The 16,065-nt window shown below is 27.8% G+C and carries 14 protein-coding genes; 10 read left to right on the top strand and 4 right to left on the bottom strand.

Features of this window, described 5'->3' with window-relative positions; all coding sequences use genetic code 11:
- Positions 1–250 precede the first annotated feature (250 nt).
- Together KGF45_RS09465 and KGF45_RS20445 are read right to left on the bottom strand one after the other, a co-directional pair.
- Positions 251–1,921, bottom strand: a complete 1,671-nt coding sequence (locus KGF45_RS09465; protein ID WP_227842385.1) for a cell wall-binding repeat-containing protein — start codon at positions 1,919–1,921, stop codon at positions 251–253.
- 113 nt (positions 1,922–2,034) lie between these two features.
- Entirely contained in the window at positions 2,035–2,247 is a 213-nt protein-coding gene (locus KGF45_RS20445; RefSeq protein WP_413894788.1) for a winged helix-turn-helix transcriptional regulator, read from the bottom strand.
- A 133-nt stretch (positions 2,248–2,380) separates the two neighbouring features.
- Between KGF45_RS20445 and KGF45_RS09455 the strand changes: the two genes are divergently transcribed.
- The 3 genes from KGF45_RS09455 (at position 2,381) to KGF45_RS09445 (ending at position 4,613) form a co-directional block, all read left to right on the top strand.
- Positions 2,381–3,502, top strand: coding sequence for an aldo/keto reductase (locus tag KGF45_RS09455; RefSeq protein WP_227828372.1), 1,122 nt, complete (start codon positions 2,381–2,383; stop codon positions 3,500–3,502).
- Positions 3,503–3,664: 162 nt separating this feature from the next.
- Positions 3,665–4,081 (top strand): MerR family transcriptional regulator, encoded by a 417-nt coding sequence (locus KGF45_RS09450; RefSeq protein ID WP_227828373.1) that lies wholly within the window; start codon positions 3,665–3,667, stop codon positions 4,079–4,081.
- Entirely contained in the window at positions 4,074–4,613 is a 540-nt protein-coding gene (locus KGF45_RS09445) for a flavodoxin family protein (protein WP_227842383.1), read from the top strand. Before KGF45_RS09450 ends, KGF45_RS09445 begins: the two co-directional genes overlap by 8 nt.
- A gap of 203 nt (positions 4,614–4,816) precedes the next feature.
- Here the strand turns inward: KGF45_RS09445 and KGF45_RS09440 are convergent, their stop codons facing one another.
- Positions 4,817–4,966 (bottom strand): hypothetical protein, encoded by a 150-nt coding sequence (locus KGF45_RS09440; RefSeq protein ID WP_227842382.1) that lies wholly within the window; start codon positions 4,964–4,966, stop codon positions 4,817–4,819.
- 458 nt (positions 4,967–5,424) lie between these two features.
- Between KGF45_RS09440 and KGF45_RS09435 the strand changes: the two genes are divergently transcribed.
- The 4 genes from KGF45_RS09435 to KGF45_RS20095 all read left to right on the top strand — a co-directional run bounded on the left by KGF45_RS09435 (position 5,425) and on the right by KGF45_RS20095 (position 10,233).
- Positions 5,425–6,771, top strand: coding sequence for a glycoside hydrolase family 55 protein (locus tag KGF45_RS09435; protein WP_227842381.1), 1,347 nt, complete (start codon positions 5,425–5,427; stop codon positions 6,769–6,771).
- 25 nt (positions 6,772–6,796) lie between these two features.
- The gene (locus KGF45_RS09430) at positions 6,797–8,248 is read left to right on the top strand and encodes a glycoside hydrolase family 55 protein (protein ID WP_227828377.1); all 1,452 of its coding nucleotides are present in this window, start codon (positions 6,797–6,799) and stop codon (positions 8,246–8,248) included.
- A gap of 158 nt (positions 8,249–8,406) precedes the next feature.
- Complete coding sequence (locus KGF45_RS09425) at positions 8,407–9,831, top strand: glycoside hydrolase family 55 protein (protein ID WP_227842379.1); 1,425 nt, start codon at positions 8,407–8,409, stop codon at positions 9,829–9,831.
- A 279-nt stretch (positions 9,832–10,110) separates the two neighbouring features.
- Positions 10,111–10,233, top strand: a complete 123-nt coding sequence (locus KGF45_RS20095) for a hypothetical protein (RefSeq protein WP_255287822.1) — start codon at positions 10,111–10,113, stop codon at positions 10,231–10,233.
- Positions 10,234–10,400: 167 nt separating this feature from the next.
- On the opposite strand, the gene KGF45_RS09420 is transcribed toward KGF45_RS20095, so the two are convergent.
- Positions 10,401–10,886 (bottom strand): hypothetical protein, encoded by a 486-nt coding sequence (locus KGF45_RS09420; RefSeq protein WP_227828379.1) that lies wholly within the window; start codon positions 10,884–10,886, stop codon positions 10,401–10,403.
- Positions 10,887–11,755: 869 nt separating this feature from the next.
- On the opposite strand from KGF45_RS09420, the gene KGF45_RS09415 reads away from it, so the two are divergent.
- The 3 genes from KGF45_RS09415 to dpaL all read left to right on the top strand — a co-directional run bounded on the left by KGF45_RS09415 (position 11,756) and on the right by dpaL (position 15,983).
- Positions 11,756–12,133 (top strand): RidA family protein, encoded by a 378-nt coding sequence (locus KGF45_RS09415; RefSeq protein ID WP_227433761.1) that lies wholly within the window; start codon positions 11,756–11,758, stop codon positions 12,131–12,133.
- A 366-nt stretch (positions 12,134–12,499) separates the two neighbouring features.
- A complete protein-coding gene (locus KGF45_RS09410) occupies positions 12,500–14,308 on the top strand; it encodes a sigma 54-interacting transcriptional regulator (RefSeq protein ID WP_227828380.1) in 1,809 nt (602 codons plus the stop codon).
- Positions 14,309–14,768: 460 nt separating this feature from the next.
- Positions 14,769–15,983 (top strand): diaminopropionate ammonia-lyase, encoded by a 1,215-nt coding sequence (gene dpaL / locus KGF45_RS09405; protein ID WP_227828381.1) that lies wholly within the window; start codon positions 14,769–14,771, stop codon positions 15,981–15,983.
- Positions 15,984–16,065: the final 82 nt, after the last annotated feature.

The following is a 16,065-nucleotide window of genomic DNA, read 5'->3' as shown; positions in this document are numbered from 1 at the left end:
TGAAGAGATATACTAGAATAGATATTACAAAAAATCTAAAATTCAGATATAGTTTATGTTCAGATATGTTATATGTATAGAAAATAGGATTGTTAGTATTAAATAGAATTGTTAATATTAAATAGGATTCTTAGTGTTATTGATAATAAAAAATATTACTGGAATTTTTAAAATTCCAGTAATATAAAATTTAAATTCCAGCAATATAAAATAAGAAACTTTTTATAAACTGTATAATTAGAACTATATACTATATTGTATCAACTTCATATTCTAATATTTTTCCAGTGATTGCACTGATTGTTATATCATATTCGTTGCTTCCTTTTATTATTTCGCCTTCATATTCTTTATCATCTTCATCGTATTCAAATTTTACTATTTTACCACCAGGTACTTTATTTAGCATTATTGACTTAGCTTTTTCAATGCTAATTATAGATTTATTGTTATTAGCATTAGAATCACTATTATTTTGATTATTATCAGAGTCATCATAATCATTATCATCAGAATCGTCATCCATATCAATATCTATAATTCTTCCATCAAATGCATTTATCTCTATTTCATATGTTTTATTATCTTTTACAACTTTAGCCTCATATTCATTATCGTCAGCATCATATTTACAGTACATTAAATTACCATTAGGAATAGCATCTAGGATTATAGATTTAGCTTTATCTAAAGATATATTTTTTACATTTAAGTTATCGTTATTTATATCATCATCTTTTTCAATTTCTATTATTTTACCAGAGTATGCATCTATTTCTACTTCATATACAATATTATCCTTTATAACCTTACTGTCGTATTTGTTATCATCTTGGTCGTAGTAACAAACTAAAACATTACTTCCTGGAACAGCTTGCTTTAATATTTCTTTAGCTTCAATTAAAGATATTTTTTTAGTTTTATTTCTTATATCGACATCTTTTAGTTTTAAGATATCCTCAAAGGCTTTTTGGTTATCACCTCCGCCAACTTGTGTTACTTCTTTTATGTCTTTATTTTTAATAAAATCTTTTTGGCTGTTTGCAAGAGTACCATTAGATATTATTACAGGAGAATTTTCTTTGGCTGCCAATACTCCTATTGATAATGCGTCTACTAGTGCATTTTCTTTGTTCATACCATCTTTAGTAACAAATACATTTTTTATGCTTTTGTTTTTATAAAATTGCTCAATAATTTTGGCATTAGTATTGTTTCTATCTGAACCACTGATTCTCTCTTTATTTGGATATTTTTTTACTGTATTGTCTGATAAAATCTTATTTCCTCCAACTATATAAGATTTTTTTATAGACCTATTATTTAAGAAATTTATACTGCTATTATTGCTGTTTTCCTCAGATACTAGTATTATAGGCATATTATGTATTGCTGATGGAGAAGCTATGCTAACTGCATCAGATAACCCCTTTAATCCATTTACAACTGCTACATTTTCTACTTTTTTTATCTTATCTATTTCTTTAAGTACATTTGTAGACATTTCATAGATATTATTTCCTACTATTTTATTTACTTTTATGTTAAGTGATTTTATTTCATTTTCTACTTTATTGGATATACTATTTCCACTGTCCACTATATATACATTATCTACGCCAAGTCTTTTAAGTTCAGTTTTAGTTGAACTTTCTATGCTATTATTATTTACTAAAAGTATAGGAGCATTTTTTAATTTAGCAAAAGGATTTGAACAAAGTGCGCTTTGAATAGAGTTACCATTGACTATAATTGCTGTTTTTGATTGAACCCACCCTACTTTACTCACTTCTACAGCCGTTTCATATCTTGTTTTACCTATTAATCTTTCTTGTTTTGTTAAGTTGTTTGCAAATATTACTGAAGAGCTAGAAAAAAACATCATACCTGCCACTAATATAGCTAAGTTTTTCTTATTCATATTTTTTACCTCACAATCCTTATATTTTCTTATTTAGTATGAACTAGTAAAATATAATCTTAAAATCAAGTTACTATTAAATGTAACATTTTAAAAATAACAGATAAGATTATTCAATATAAAGTTTTTATTTTCTTATTTAACATTGTATCATAAATACTTGGGAAAATGTTTCTAACCTTGAATATATGTAAATCGATTACTTTTATCATTTGATAAATAGGTTTTGCCCATTGTTTCATATGTTCTAAAACAGGTAAAAAGCTTATTCCTAAATCTGTTAGGGAATATTCTACTTTAGGTGAAATTTCTTGATAAATTTTCATAGTATTTAATTAAAAAATAAAAAAACTATTGACTTGAAGTTAACTCTAAGTAGTAAAGTATAATTATAGAAAGTTTATAAGTATTTAAAAGAACAAGTTAAAGTAGAGAATACTTAAAGGGGGAAGCAGGACAATGGAACAAAAAAAATTAGGATTTGGATTAATGCGTTTACCAGTAAAAGATGAAAATGATGCTACAAGTATTGATATGGATTACTTAAATAAGATGGTTGATACTTTTTTAGAGAGAGGATTTACATATTTTGATACAGCATATGTATACCATATGGGTAAAAGTGAAATAGCACTTAGAGAATCTCTAGTAAAGAGACATAAAAGAGAAAGTTTTACTGTAGCTACAAAACTGCCACTAATGGCTTTGAAAGCAAAAGAAGAGCAGGAGTCTATTTTTAATGAACAGTTAGAAAAATGTGGTGTAGATTATTTTGATTATTATCTTTTACATAATATAGGTGTATCACATTATGAGGTAGCCAAGAAATTTGACAGCTTTAAGTTTATTGAAGAAAAGAAAAAAGAAGGAAAAATAAAAAATATTGGTTTTTCTTTTCATGATAGTGCAGAACTATTAGACAAAGTATTGAATGAACATCCAGAAGTAGATTTTGTTCAGTTACAGATTAACTATTTGGATTGGGATAATGAAAGCATACAATCTAGAAAATGTTATGAAGTAGCAACAAAACACAATAAACCTGTTATCGTTATGGAACCAGTAAAAGGTGGTACACTAGCAAAAATACCAGAAAGAGCCGAAAAATTATTTAATGATTACAATCCAGATATGTCAGTGCCATCATGGGCAATTCGTTTTGCAGCAAGTAAAGATAATGTCATGATGGTTTTAAGTGGAATGTCAAATATGGAACAACTATTAGATAACACAGGATATATGCAAAATTTTGAACCATTTGTACAGAAAGAATATGATGTTATAGATGAAGCAGTAGAAATTATAAATGAAGCAATTGCAGTTCCATGTACTGCTTGCCAATATTGTGTAGAAGGATGTCCAAAAAATATTGCTATTCCAAACTATTTTGCTTTATACAATGCAGAAAAGCAAGCTCTTAATACTGGATTTTCAACACAAATGGTTTACTATAATAACTACACTAAAACTTATGGAAAAGCGTCAGATTGTATTGGATGTAAACAGTGTGAAAAAAATTGTCCACAACACATTAAAATTGTAGACTCTTTAAAGAATGTAGCAGAAATTTTTGAAAAATAATTGTTACCATAAAATAATTAATGTTATACGGAAAAATTGAAGTTAATGAAATATAAGTAAAATAATTAATGATATATAGAAAAGTTGAAATTGATGAAATGTCAGTCAAACTGTTTAATCGAATTTTAAATTATACACTATCAAGAAAGGAGGAGGATTTGTGTGACAATTTCAGAAGTGAGTAAAAAATACGAACTTTCAGCAGATACTTTACGATATTATGAACGAATTGGCTTAATACCACCTGTAAGTAGAAACAAAAGTGGAATTAGGTCTTTTACAGAAAAAGATTGTGAGTGGGTTAATTTCATCAAATGTATGAGAAGTGCAGGGCTTTCCATTGAGACATTGATTGAGTATGTAACTATGTTTCAAAAAGGGAATGAAACTATAAAAGCGAGAAAAGACCTTTTAATAGAACAACGAAATCAGCTTTCTAGAAGAATAGAAGATATGCAGAAAACTTTAGAACGATTAAATAGTAAGATTGATGGATATGAAGATAAAGTTATTGAAAAAGAAAAAACATTAAAGAATAATAGTGAGAGTCAAAGAACGGAGGTATTGTCTTATGAATAAAAGTGTACTTGTACTGTCTGCAAGCCCTAGAAAAGGTGGGAATTCTGATTTACTATGTGACCAATTTATGCAAGGGGCATTGGAATCTAAAAATCAAGTAGAAAAAATATTTTTGAAAGATAAGGAAGTTAATTATTGTGTAGGATGCGGAGTCTGTTATGAGAAAGGTGGAAGTTGCCCACAAAAAGATGACATGGAAGAAATTCTTGAAAAAATGATTAAAGCAGATGTTATTGTTTTGGCAACTCCAGTTTATTTTTATACTATGAATGCACAAATGAAAACTATGATTGATAGAACCTGTTCGAGATACACTGAAATTTCTGGAAAAGAGTTTTATTTCATTGTTGCCGCAGCAGACAATAGTGAGCAAGCTATGGAAAGAACATTAGAAGGATTCAGAGGATTCACATCATGTCTAAACGGCGCTAAGGAAAAGGGTATAGTATATGGTGTAGGGGCTTGGCATGTAGGTGATATTAAGGGAAGTGAGGCAATGAAACAGGCATATGAAATGGGTAAGTCAGTGTAGGTAAGAGGTATTTTTAGGAGCGTTAGATTCTCTAAATTTTATTGATTGAGTGACTCTAGAACAATCTAGATAAAATAAATAGTAGACTAAAAGTATTCTACCATTTAGAGGCTGTAAGTAGATTTGTGTAAAACAAATTTACTTACAGTTTTTTGTTGTATATAATTGCTAGATTTGAAAATTAGTTTTTCATCCAAGTTAATTTATATAATATCATTTTGAGTTGTATCAAGTCTGTAATCAGTCACATCAAGCTTATTGTCAATTATATCAAGTCTGTTGCTAATTTTAATACTATTATCTAATTTTAATAATATTTCTAAAGATTTTCTATCCATAACATCAGTACTCATATTTTATTATCATATCATAAATAGAAGTACTAACTTTTAATAAACTAACTAATAATTTTATAAAATAAGTAAATTATAAATGATTTATAAACTAAATATAAATGAAATATGGACAAAATACAAACAATTTATAAACAAATCAACTACTGATAAGATGAATTTTAATGCTAGTATAGGAGTTACAGGAAATGTGTGACTATGAGAAGATAAAATCTATCAGCTTATTTGGCATACAATATTGAATTTATTTAGTATATTTTATATGATTTCACAGATTAATTTTTTAGTAGTAATAAGACTAAAAAGAACAGCTCTATTAATTAGCAAAAAATAAAGTATTCTAATGATAAAGATTATCTCAAATGTCATAAACAAATATAGATTTATTATGATTATAGTAAAAATACACTTCTTCCTGTATATACAAATAATTTAAATTTTAAAAGGAGGAATTAATCATGGCAATTGAAACTAAAACTCCAGACTGGGTTAATGTGCTGGAACTAAATAGCAAAATAGACATTACTGGAAAATCTGATGTAAGTGATATGATACAAGATATTGTTTCTGATGAATCACTAAAAGATTCTGTTATATATTTTCCAAACGGTGACTATTTATTTGAAAAAGGTATTAAGATTAGCCAACAAATAACACTTCAAGGAAATTCTTATTATGGAGGAGATGTTCTAGAATTAAGTGAAAGTGAAGACAATAAAAAAACATTTATAGGAGCAACAAATTTTATAACTAGAGGCGTTTCTAATATGAGTATTGTTACATTGACAGAGACAAATCAAACTATAAAAAATATTAACTTTTACTATGATAATCGTGAAATAAAAAATGAATTACCTAAAGATGTATCTGCTATAACAGAAGGTGAAGGAGTACAAGGTCTATCACATTTTGAACATCTATATATTTCTGGATTTTCGGGAACAGGAATTGAAATTCCACTTTATGCAACTGGTAATGATATTACTGTTACCTCATGTGGTCTTGGTATAAAACTTGGAGAAAAATCTATGCTTTCTAGTAGTAAGATTCATAAATGTAAAAATGGAATGGAAATTACAACTGGTGTCAGCTTAAACAATGTAAAAATAGAAGATATTCAAGAAGTAGGTATTAATAATAAAGGACTTGGTTTCAATCTTATGATTAATCTTGCAGTTGATAAATGTGGATACTGTGGGTTTATGTTTGAAAAAATGTCTCATAGCCAGATAACTGCAAGATTTACTAACTGTAGCCAATATTATAAAAACGTTGACTATGATACTTATAAAAATCTTCCAGATAAAAAAGAAGGAGCTTATTCTATACTTTATGGAGACACTTTAGACAACTGCAATATTGTATTGATGAATAATAATGTTGATACTCTAGAAAATGGTCTAGAGCGCAAGATACATGTAATCAAAGCGAATGAAACAACTAATGTAACTCTAGAATGTGATGCTGAAGCTGATAGCTTTATACAATGTGCAAAAGGTAACTTACTATTAGAAAATGGTAGAAATACTTATAAGTTCTATGATGGTGAGATTTGTTCTGTAGGCAGAGTTCAAGTTTCTGATGTAAATCAAGGTGATTTACTTAAGATAATTGACAATACACTTTATGTAGATGATGGTGGAAAAGATTTAGTAGTTCCTAAACTACAGAAGAATTCTGTTATATCTTCAATATTAGATTCAGAAGTAGAGATAAGTAAATTGCATAGTGGAACATGGGAACAAATTGGTGTAAAAACACTTAATGGAGAACCTATGTACTATTATAAAAAAATAAACGATTAGTTTTAAACTTAGGAGGTAGCGAATTATGGGAGAACCTATAATAATTAAAGAAACAGGTGGCTGGATTAATGTTTTAGATTATGGAGTTTGTAGAGATGAAACAGAAGATGTAAGTTCTAGGGTGCAAGAAATTATAAATGCTGCACCAGAAGACTCTATTATATATTTTCCAAAAGGGAAGTACTTATTTACAAGTGGTATAGAGATTAACAAACGATTAACACTATGTGGAGACACATATTTTAGGTCAAATAATCCAAATAGTCCAGATTATTATTCAGGAACAACACAATTTTCTGGTAAATTCGATCAAAAAAAGGTAGAAGATGGTACAATTGAAAGTTTTACAATGATAACCATAAAGGGAGTAAAGCATTGTATTAAAAGTATTTCTTTCCAATCAAACAATTGCAATAGCAAGAAGACACCTGAGGAACCTCCTGCAAATGGTGAATCAGGATTTCATCATGAAATAATATTCACAAGTGAACACAAAGGGAAATGTATATCAGCAATTGTATGTGAAAATGTATCAGAAGGGCCTGGACATTATGAAAATGTAGACTTTGGTGGCTTCGGTGAAATTGCACTTAAGATGCCTAATAATTCTACAGTAAACGATATTACTGTTTTTTCATGTAATCGTGGTATTAGTACAGGAGAAGATTCAATAATTACTAATGGAAAGACTTGGGGATGTGATTATGGAATGGAAATTTCTACTGGAACTTTTATTAATGGTATGAGAGTAGAAGAAGTTGGTAGGATTGCTATTGACAATATTGGTAAGGGCTTAAACTTTGTTACAAATGTTACAATTGACCAATGTGGATATTGCGGATTCAAGTTTGACTCAATGTCTAATACCTACGTATCAGGAAATATCTCAAGATGTGGTCAATTTTATTTTAATTTTAACTATGATGACTATTTGAAGTTAGACGAGAGAGTTAAGGAAGCTTATTCCTTATTTTATGGGAATTCAATAGAGTCAAGTAATATAACAATCGCAAATGACAATGGAGACTATTGGGATGATAAAGGGAAAGATAAATTTAAGGAAGGGGATTTAAGATTTAGGGAACATAAGATATATCTTATAGAAGCTTTTGAAGCCAAGAATGTATTATTAAGATGCAATATAGATGCTACTGATATGGTTGTTAATTCAGAAAAAGGAAACCTAATATACAATAATAAAGAACAAATAGTTATATTTTATGATGGTGAACTTAGTAGTATTAATGGAGTTGGTATATCTGAAAAAGGTCATAATGACAAAATAAAGATAAAAAATGATGAGATGTATATAAATGGCAATATTAAGATGCATAGCCCACAGGTAAATGATATTATATCAACATCAACTAGTAATATCAATACAGTTTCTGGTCAATATAAAGTAAAATTGGAGAAAATAAGTCAAAAAGTAGAAGTTGGAAGAACTATACACTATTATAAAGTGATAGATAAGTAAGTAAATATATTAGACTTAAGCAAGTATTTTGCCAATGGTCTAGTTATTAGTTTCAATAAATTTTATATAGTACAATTGGTAACTATAAAAATTCATTTAATACCAAAAGCACATAACCTTTTGGTATTGAGTAAATTAAGAAAGGAATAGATAATATTATGGAAGAAATTAAGAATAAAAAATGGATTAACGTATTAGAAAGAGAGCCTGATATTAAAAATGATGGGACAGAAGATGTAGGACCTTTTATACAGAAAATTATTAGTGAAACAGATTTTTGTATTTTGTATTTCCCAAAAGGTAAATACCTATTTAAAACTGGTATTGCGATTGATAAAGAAATAACCTTACATGGAGATTCTGATTCATCAACATCTGCTACAGAATTTATAACACGTGGAGTTCCTAATATGAGTATTATTACATTGACAGGAAGAAAACAATGTATTAAAAATATAAGTTTTTATTCTGATAGCTGTGAGATGATTGTTCATGATGAACCCCCAACAAAAGGAAATCCACATTATCATTATGAAATGTTCATTAAGAGAAATGAGAATAATGAAGAAATGAAGGGGGTATCAGCAATTATATGTACTGCTGAAACTACAGGCCTAGGTCATTATGAAAATCTTTATATAACTGGCTTCTCAGGTACAGGAATTCAAATTCCTTACTATTCAATTGTAAATGATATTACAGTTTCCTCTTGCGGGCTAGGTATTGATACAGGAAATGACATAATTATTTCAAACAGTAGAATATATGAATGCCAAAAGGGTATGGAAATTAAGGTAGGAGCTAGTCTGAATAATATTAAAATCGAGAAAATACAAGAAGTAGGCCTTAGAAGTAAGGGTGGCGGTAGTTATAAGATTAATAATATTACTATTGATCAATGTGGACATTGTGGTTTTGCATTTGGTACAATGATTAATACTTCTATATCTGGGATTATAAGAAGATGTGGTCAGTATTATTATAATACAGATTATGATACTTATTCAAATATGGAAAATAGGAAAGAAGATGCATATTCATTATTCTATGGAGAGAATTTTAAGAATTGCCATGTTAATTTGCTTAGTGATAATAAAGATAATTGGGATGATGGATTAGAATATAAGCATAAAGTTTATGTATTTGAAACTCTTCAAATACCAAATTCTACACTGAAATGTAGCATAGATGCTTATGATTATATAGTAAAATCAGTACACGGAGGTGGAAATTTAAGGTTACAAAATAACTTTAATGATTATATATTTATTGACTCATCTGTTCCAGAGATTGTTAATGGTATTAACTTGAAGGGATATCACAAAAATAGAAATTTGTTAATGTTAGATAATGGGAAATTGAGTTTTAAAACTGGCACTGGCACTGGCGATGAGAAAAAAAATATATTTAGAGCTCAACAGGGTCTTATTGTTACATCATTAGATTCAGATATTTCTCAGATAAAATCTACCTATGGAGGAGAATGGGTAAAACTTGGTTCTGAACTTATTGGAAAAGAAACTGTATATTATTATGAAGTCCCTGCACCCCCAAAATCCCCTGAAACTCAAAAAAATAAGTAATAAATAATATAAAAAAATGAATCCTTACAACAGGGTTCATTTTTTATAAATATAGCTGAATATAATAATACAAAAACTAATAAAGAAGTTTAAAATACTAGTCTTATATTATTGCAGAATTAACAGAATATTTAATATAGTTTTCTAATGTCATAGAATAGTTATCTTTACTACAGATATATTTTAATACATGTTCTTATGTTGCTGATAGAGTTATGTCATTTTCAGATAACTCCTTAAGTTTATGTATTTAAAGCTTATTATCTGATAAAGTCGATATTGAAATGTAACATAAATGATTGTGATTATATAATAGAAACAGTACATGGAGATGGGAATTTAAGATTACAAAATAACTTTAATGGTTATATAGTAAAAGCAATACATAAAGGCTATAATTAGATTTACAGAAAAGTAAATTTATCTACAGCCTTTTTGGTATACTCAGTTTTTTAATATACACAGATTTTTGATATACATACAAATCTATGCACATTTTTATCATTTATTTGATATCTAAATTTATATGTGTTTTAGTAGTTGTTTTGCTTTTAGTAGTTAGTAGCGTATTAAATAGATTCTTTCATAATATCATTTTCTTTAATAATTAACTTTTTTAGATTTTTCCAATCGATTTCTTCCATATTAGCAAAATAATGTCCACTTCCTACACAAGTTAAATAGGATTTACCATCTAATTCAAATGAAGAACCACCAATACACTTTGGATTACATTTTTTACAAGTACGAGTTTTTGTAATACTATCTTTAATAACTTTAGAGCATTCTTCTACAGTGTCTCTATATGTATCTAGATTATAAAGGTTTGCTTTAACTCTCCATTTTTTCTCATTACATTCAATAGTAAATAGACTACGTTTTGGTTTTTTAGTTGAATATAGTATACGATAAGAACGGGCTCCTGTTCGTGGTTCAATCTTGCAATCTAGTGATTGACCAAGTTCATGCAAATCATAAGCAATACTATAATCTTTCCCACTTAGTACTTTTAGCATTTCTTCTGTTGTTTCTGCTGTTAATGGACTTTTGTTCATAATTAAAAACCCCCTATATAAATAAAAATTTTGCATATAAATAGTAGCTTTATACAAATAAAAACTAATAATAGTATAGTCAATCAAGTTATCAAAATCAATAAAATAGCTGTAATCTTACATTATTAGGCATGAAATGAGAGGTAGTGTTTTGTAGAGGGAAAGACTTAATAGTATGAAAATTCACTCAAACATGATACAATTCTATAAAAGATTTAAAAAATATGAAGGGAGAAAGTTGCTGAAAGAATTAATTTTATACTTTACTTATATTTTATAAAATAAATGTATAGCTTATAAGATAAATGGGCTCATTAAAAAATAGTTTTGTAAGTTTTCAGCAGCAGTAGTGGAATATTGATAATTTTTTGGTTACTATTATACTTGGCTATTATATTTTCAATAGGTTCTATGATAACAAAAGTAAATAAGGTCTGGATTAAAGTGTTGCTATTTGTAGCAGTAGGATTGTCAACCATAGTTCTTTCATACATGATAGCCTAATAAATTAAAACTTTAGAACTATTTAAATAAAATTTGCGAATTCTCAAAACAAGAATTCTCAGGTTGGTAAAATTCTAGATATGAGAAAAAATTAATGTTATAAAAAAACGAATTTCTGATTATTTTTTATGGGAAGGTTGCAATTTAGGTGTTTTAAGTGCTTACATAAAGTTTTATGAATAAAAAGAAATTGGCATGCTAATTGCTTTAATAAATATTAACATGAACACAAATAAATATAATAATCTGAGTATTGATTATTTGAAACTTTGGATTTGATTTCTTGTCTAAAGGTTCATATTAATATTGGTGTTTAGGAAATTTTATTTTCCTGTAAATATAACTTAATAATAGGAGGTGAAATCATGTCAAAAGTAGTAATAGCTACAGAGAAAGCTCCAGGAGCAATTGGACCATATTCTCAAGCGATACAAGTTGGAAATATAGTTTCTACATCAGGTCAACTTCCAATAGACATGAAGACAGGTGAGTTAGTATCTGACCCAAAAGAAGCAACAAAAGCTTCTTTAGACAATGTAAAAGCAATACTAGAACAAGCTGGTACAACTATGGATAAAGTATTTAAAACTACAGTTTTCGTAAAAGATTTAAAGGATTTTAATGATATTAACGAAGTGTACGCTACATATTTTAAAGAAAATCCACCAGCAAGATCATGTGTACAAGTTGCTCAATTACCAAAAGATGCAGTTTTAGAAATTGAAGCAATGGCAGTATTATAATAAAATCAATGACAAAACTAATAAAAATTAAAAACTAATAAAAAAAGTCTACAATTAAAAAGTTTATATTAAAAAAGTCTATATAAAAATCTATCTAAATATTTAACTATTGAGCTTTTCTTATATAACATATATTTTTGTGCCAAAAATATATTTGTTATAGGAGGAAAGCTTTTTTGTATTTTATTATTTGTGTATTATAATTAAAGTAATCCTAATATAAAACAATCTTTTTATAATTATTATTATGTATTTCAATGTAAATATATAAATAAGTAATGTTTTATATATATTTTAAAAATTAACTATATGTTAAAATATAGTTAAACTGATAATTTGGTAAATTAAATTCTAATGGGGGAAACTATGGTAAGTAAATTAAAGGAATTTCAACAGGAAATGATAAAATACACTGAAACAGTAGCTAGTGTGCTAGATGTAGATATTGAAATAGTTGATGATAGATTAATAAGAATTAGTGGCACAGGTCTGTATAAATCAAAAATAAATGAAAGCGTTGTTACTGAAGGTTTTCTTTATGATAAAGTTATACAGACAGGTCAGGAATTAGTCGTATTAGATATATGTGATAATCAGCTTTGTATAGAATGTTCCCATTACATGAAATGCCTAAATAAAGTAATAATAGCAGTCCCAATAAAATATAATAATCGTACTATAGGAGTAATTGGTGCTATTAGTACAGATAAAACTAAAAAAGTAGAAATAAGTGCAAAAATAGATAATTATTTGAAGTTTGTCAATCATATATGCGATTTAATTTCTATGAAGATAGAAGAACATGAAGTGTCAAAAAGTAGCAGTAGAAAAATGAATATGATGATAGAAATAATAGAAAATGTTGAAAAAGGTGTCATTATATTAGATATAAATAGCAAAATATCTTATATAAACAATATTGCTTTGAAAAAATTAGATATTGGAAAAGATATAATAGAAAATACAGTAAAAATAATATCTGTTGAATCTTCTTCAAATGGGCATGAATTACTAGAAATTGATATTGATAACAAAATTTATAATATAAATGCCAAAATAATTCCTGTATATCCATATATAAATCAATATGACAAGATAATCATATTTGATAAGACATATATAAACCATAAAGGACATGGAAAAGTCAACAGTGGATGGGGAAATAGTGATATAGAGTCTATAATTGGTAACTCAGAATCAATGGTGAAAGTTAAAGAGAGAACTAAGAAATTAGCAAAGTCAAATTCAACAGTTCTTATAACTGGTGAAAGTGGTACAGGTAAAGAGTTAATTGCTAGAGCTATACATGCTGAAGGAAGTAGATGGAATAAGCCATTTATTGCTATAAACTGTGCTGCTATTCCAGAAAACCTTCTTGAAAGTGAGTTATTTGGCTATATAAAAGGTGCATTTAGTGGAGCTAGTAGTGGAGGTAAGGTTGGTAAGTTTGAACTTGCAAATGAAGGGGTCATATTCCTTGATGAAATGGGGGACTTATCTATGCCTTTACAAGCGAAGTTACTTAGAGTTTTGCAGGAAAGAAAATTTGCAAGGATTGGCTCAAATAAACTTATAGATTTAGATATAAGAGTAATTGCTGCAACAAATAAAAATTTACTTAAGTTAGTGAATGAAGGCAAGTTTAGAGATGATTTGTACTATAGGTTAAATGTAATTCCTATAAATTTACCACCCCTTAGGGAAAGAAAAGATGATATTGAAGCTATAATGATGAAATTTGTTTCCAAGTATTCTTTAGAATTAGATATAAAATTGAATCAAATAGAAAAAAATGTGATGAATATGTTGATTAATTATAATTGGCCGGGAAATATAAGAGAATTAGAAAACGCAGTTGAATATATGATGAATTTAGTTGGAGAAGATGGAATAATCTATAAAGATATGCTTCCATTAGATATTTTGAACTATTATAATATTAAAGGAAATAGTTTTAAGAGTAATAATGAGGTAATAAAGTTTGAAGATGATATAGTTGATGGAATAGTAGAAAACCAAGAAAAAATACTTTCAATTAAAGAATTGGAGTTAACTTACATACATAAGTTGTTAAATAAATATGGAAGAGATACAAAGACAAAAAAGAAAATAGCAAAAGATTTAGGGATAGGTTTAGCTACATTATATAGAAAGCTAGAAGAGGAACAACAATAAACTAGATATAGAAAATAGTTTTAAATGTATTGTAATGTGATTGGTAGGTCAATAAAAATAACAGTACTAATAGAAAGCTAAAATAAAAACATAAAATATAGAAGGTTATAACCATATAAATATAGAAGGTAAAAATAGTAATATACAAGACAAAATAATAGACATATAGAAAATTAAAGGCATAATAGAAGGAAAATAAAAATAAAGAAACGGTTTCTCGAAATGATAATTCTCGTATTGATAAAAATTTCCCAATATGAGAATTTTTTCTTTTATAAATCTTATTTTTCACACTCAGATTTTACAGAATTTAAATAAATTTGAAAAAAGTATGTAATTCCAACATAAAAAAATTGTTTTTAGAATAAATAATATTGGCACAGTAATTGCTTTGTATAAAGACACAAAGATAAAAAATTAATAATGACATCGAAAAATTTGAAAGGGGAATATAAAATAAATGAGAGAAATAAAATGGAAATTAAATAACTTACCTAAAGCAGAGAAAAAAGAAAAAGGAATTGAATTTTTAAAGGATGAAGAAATTGCAAAAGCGAAAGCATTTCATGAGAGTTTTCCACAATACGAAAAAACTCCTTTAGTTAAATTAGATAACTTAGCAAAATTATTAGGGGTTAGCGGAATATATGTAAAAGATGAATCTTACAGATTTGGATTAAATGCATTTAAAGTTTTGGGTGGTTCTTACTCTATGGGTAGATACTTAGCTCAAAGATTAAATAAAGATATATCAGAGTTAGGATATGAAAAATTAATTTCAAAAGAAATAAAAGACCAATTAGGAGAAATAACTTTCTTTACAGCTACAGATGGAAATCATGGTAGAGGAGTTGCTTGGACAGCTAATAAATTAGGTCAAAAATCTGTTGTGTTAATGCCAAAAGGTTCTTCTGAATTTAGATTAAATAAAATCAAGGGAGAAGGTGCAGATGCTAGTATAACAGACTTAAACTATGATGATGCTGTAAGATTAGCTAATGAATATGCAGAAGCTGATGACCATGGAGTAATGGTTCAAGATACAGCATGGGAAGGATATGAAGAGATACCAGCATGGATAATGCAAGGATATGGAACTATGGCTAAAGAAGCTATAGAACAATTAAAAGAATATGGAGTAGATAGACCAACACATGTATTTGTGCAAGCAGGAGTTGGTTCGCTTGCTGGTGCAGTTCAAGGATATGTTGCTTCAATATATGATGAATGCCCAATAACAGTAGTAGTAGAAGCTGATGAGGCAGATTGTTACTATAAATCAGCAGAAGCAGGAGATGGAAAACCAAGATTTGTAGGTGGAGATATGCCAACTATAATGGCAGGTCTTGCTTGTGGAGAACCAAATACTATAGGATTTGAAGTATTAAAAAATTATTCATCAGCATTTGTTTCAGCACCAGACTGGGTTTCTGCTAAAGGTATGAGAGTTTTAGGAAATCCTCTAAGAGGAGATGAAAAAGTAATCTCTGGAGAATCTGGAGCAGTTACAACTGGAGCATTAGTTTCAATACTTGAAAGTGAAGATTTAAAAGATTTAAGAGAAGCTTTAAAACTAGATGAAAACTCTAAAGTATTATTAATAAGTACAGAAGGAGATACTGACCCAGACAAATATAAAGATATAGTTTGGAATGGAGAATGCCAAAGTAAATAGAGGGTTCAAGATAAATAAAAGTAAAGTGCTAACAAATCAAATAAGTTAAACATTATAAATGAAAAATCAAAATGCCAATAAA

This window comes from Clostridioides sp. ZZV14-6154, from assembly GCF_020657785.1.
Classification (GTDB): domain Bacteria; phylum Bacillota; class Clostridia; order Peptostreptococcales; family Peptostreptococcaceae; genus Clostridioides.
This window is presented reverse-complemented; position numbering and strand designations above follow the sequence as displayed.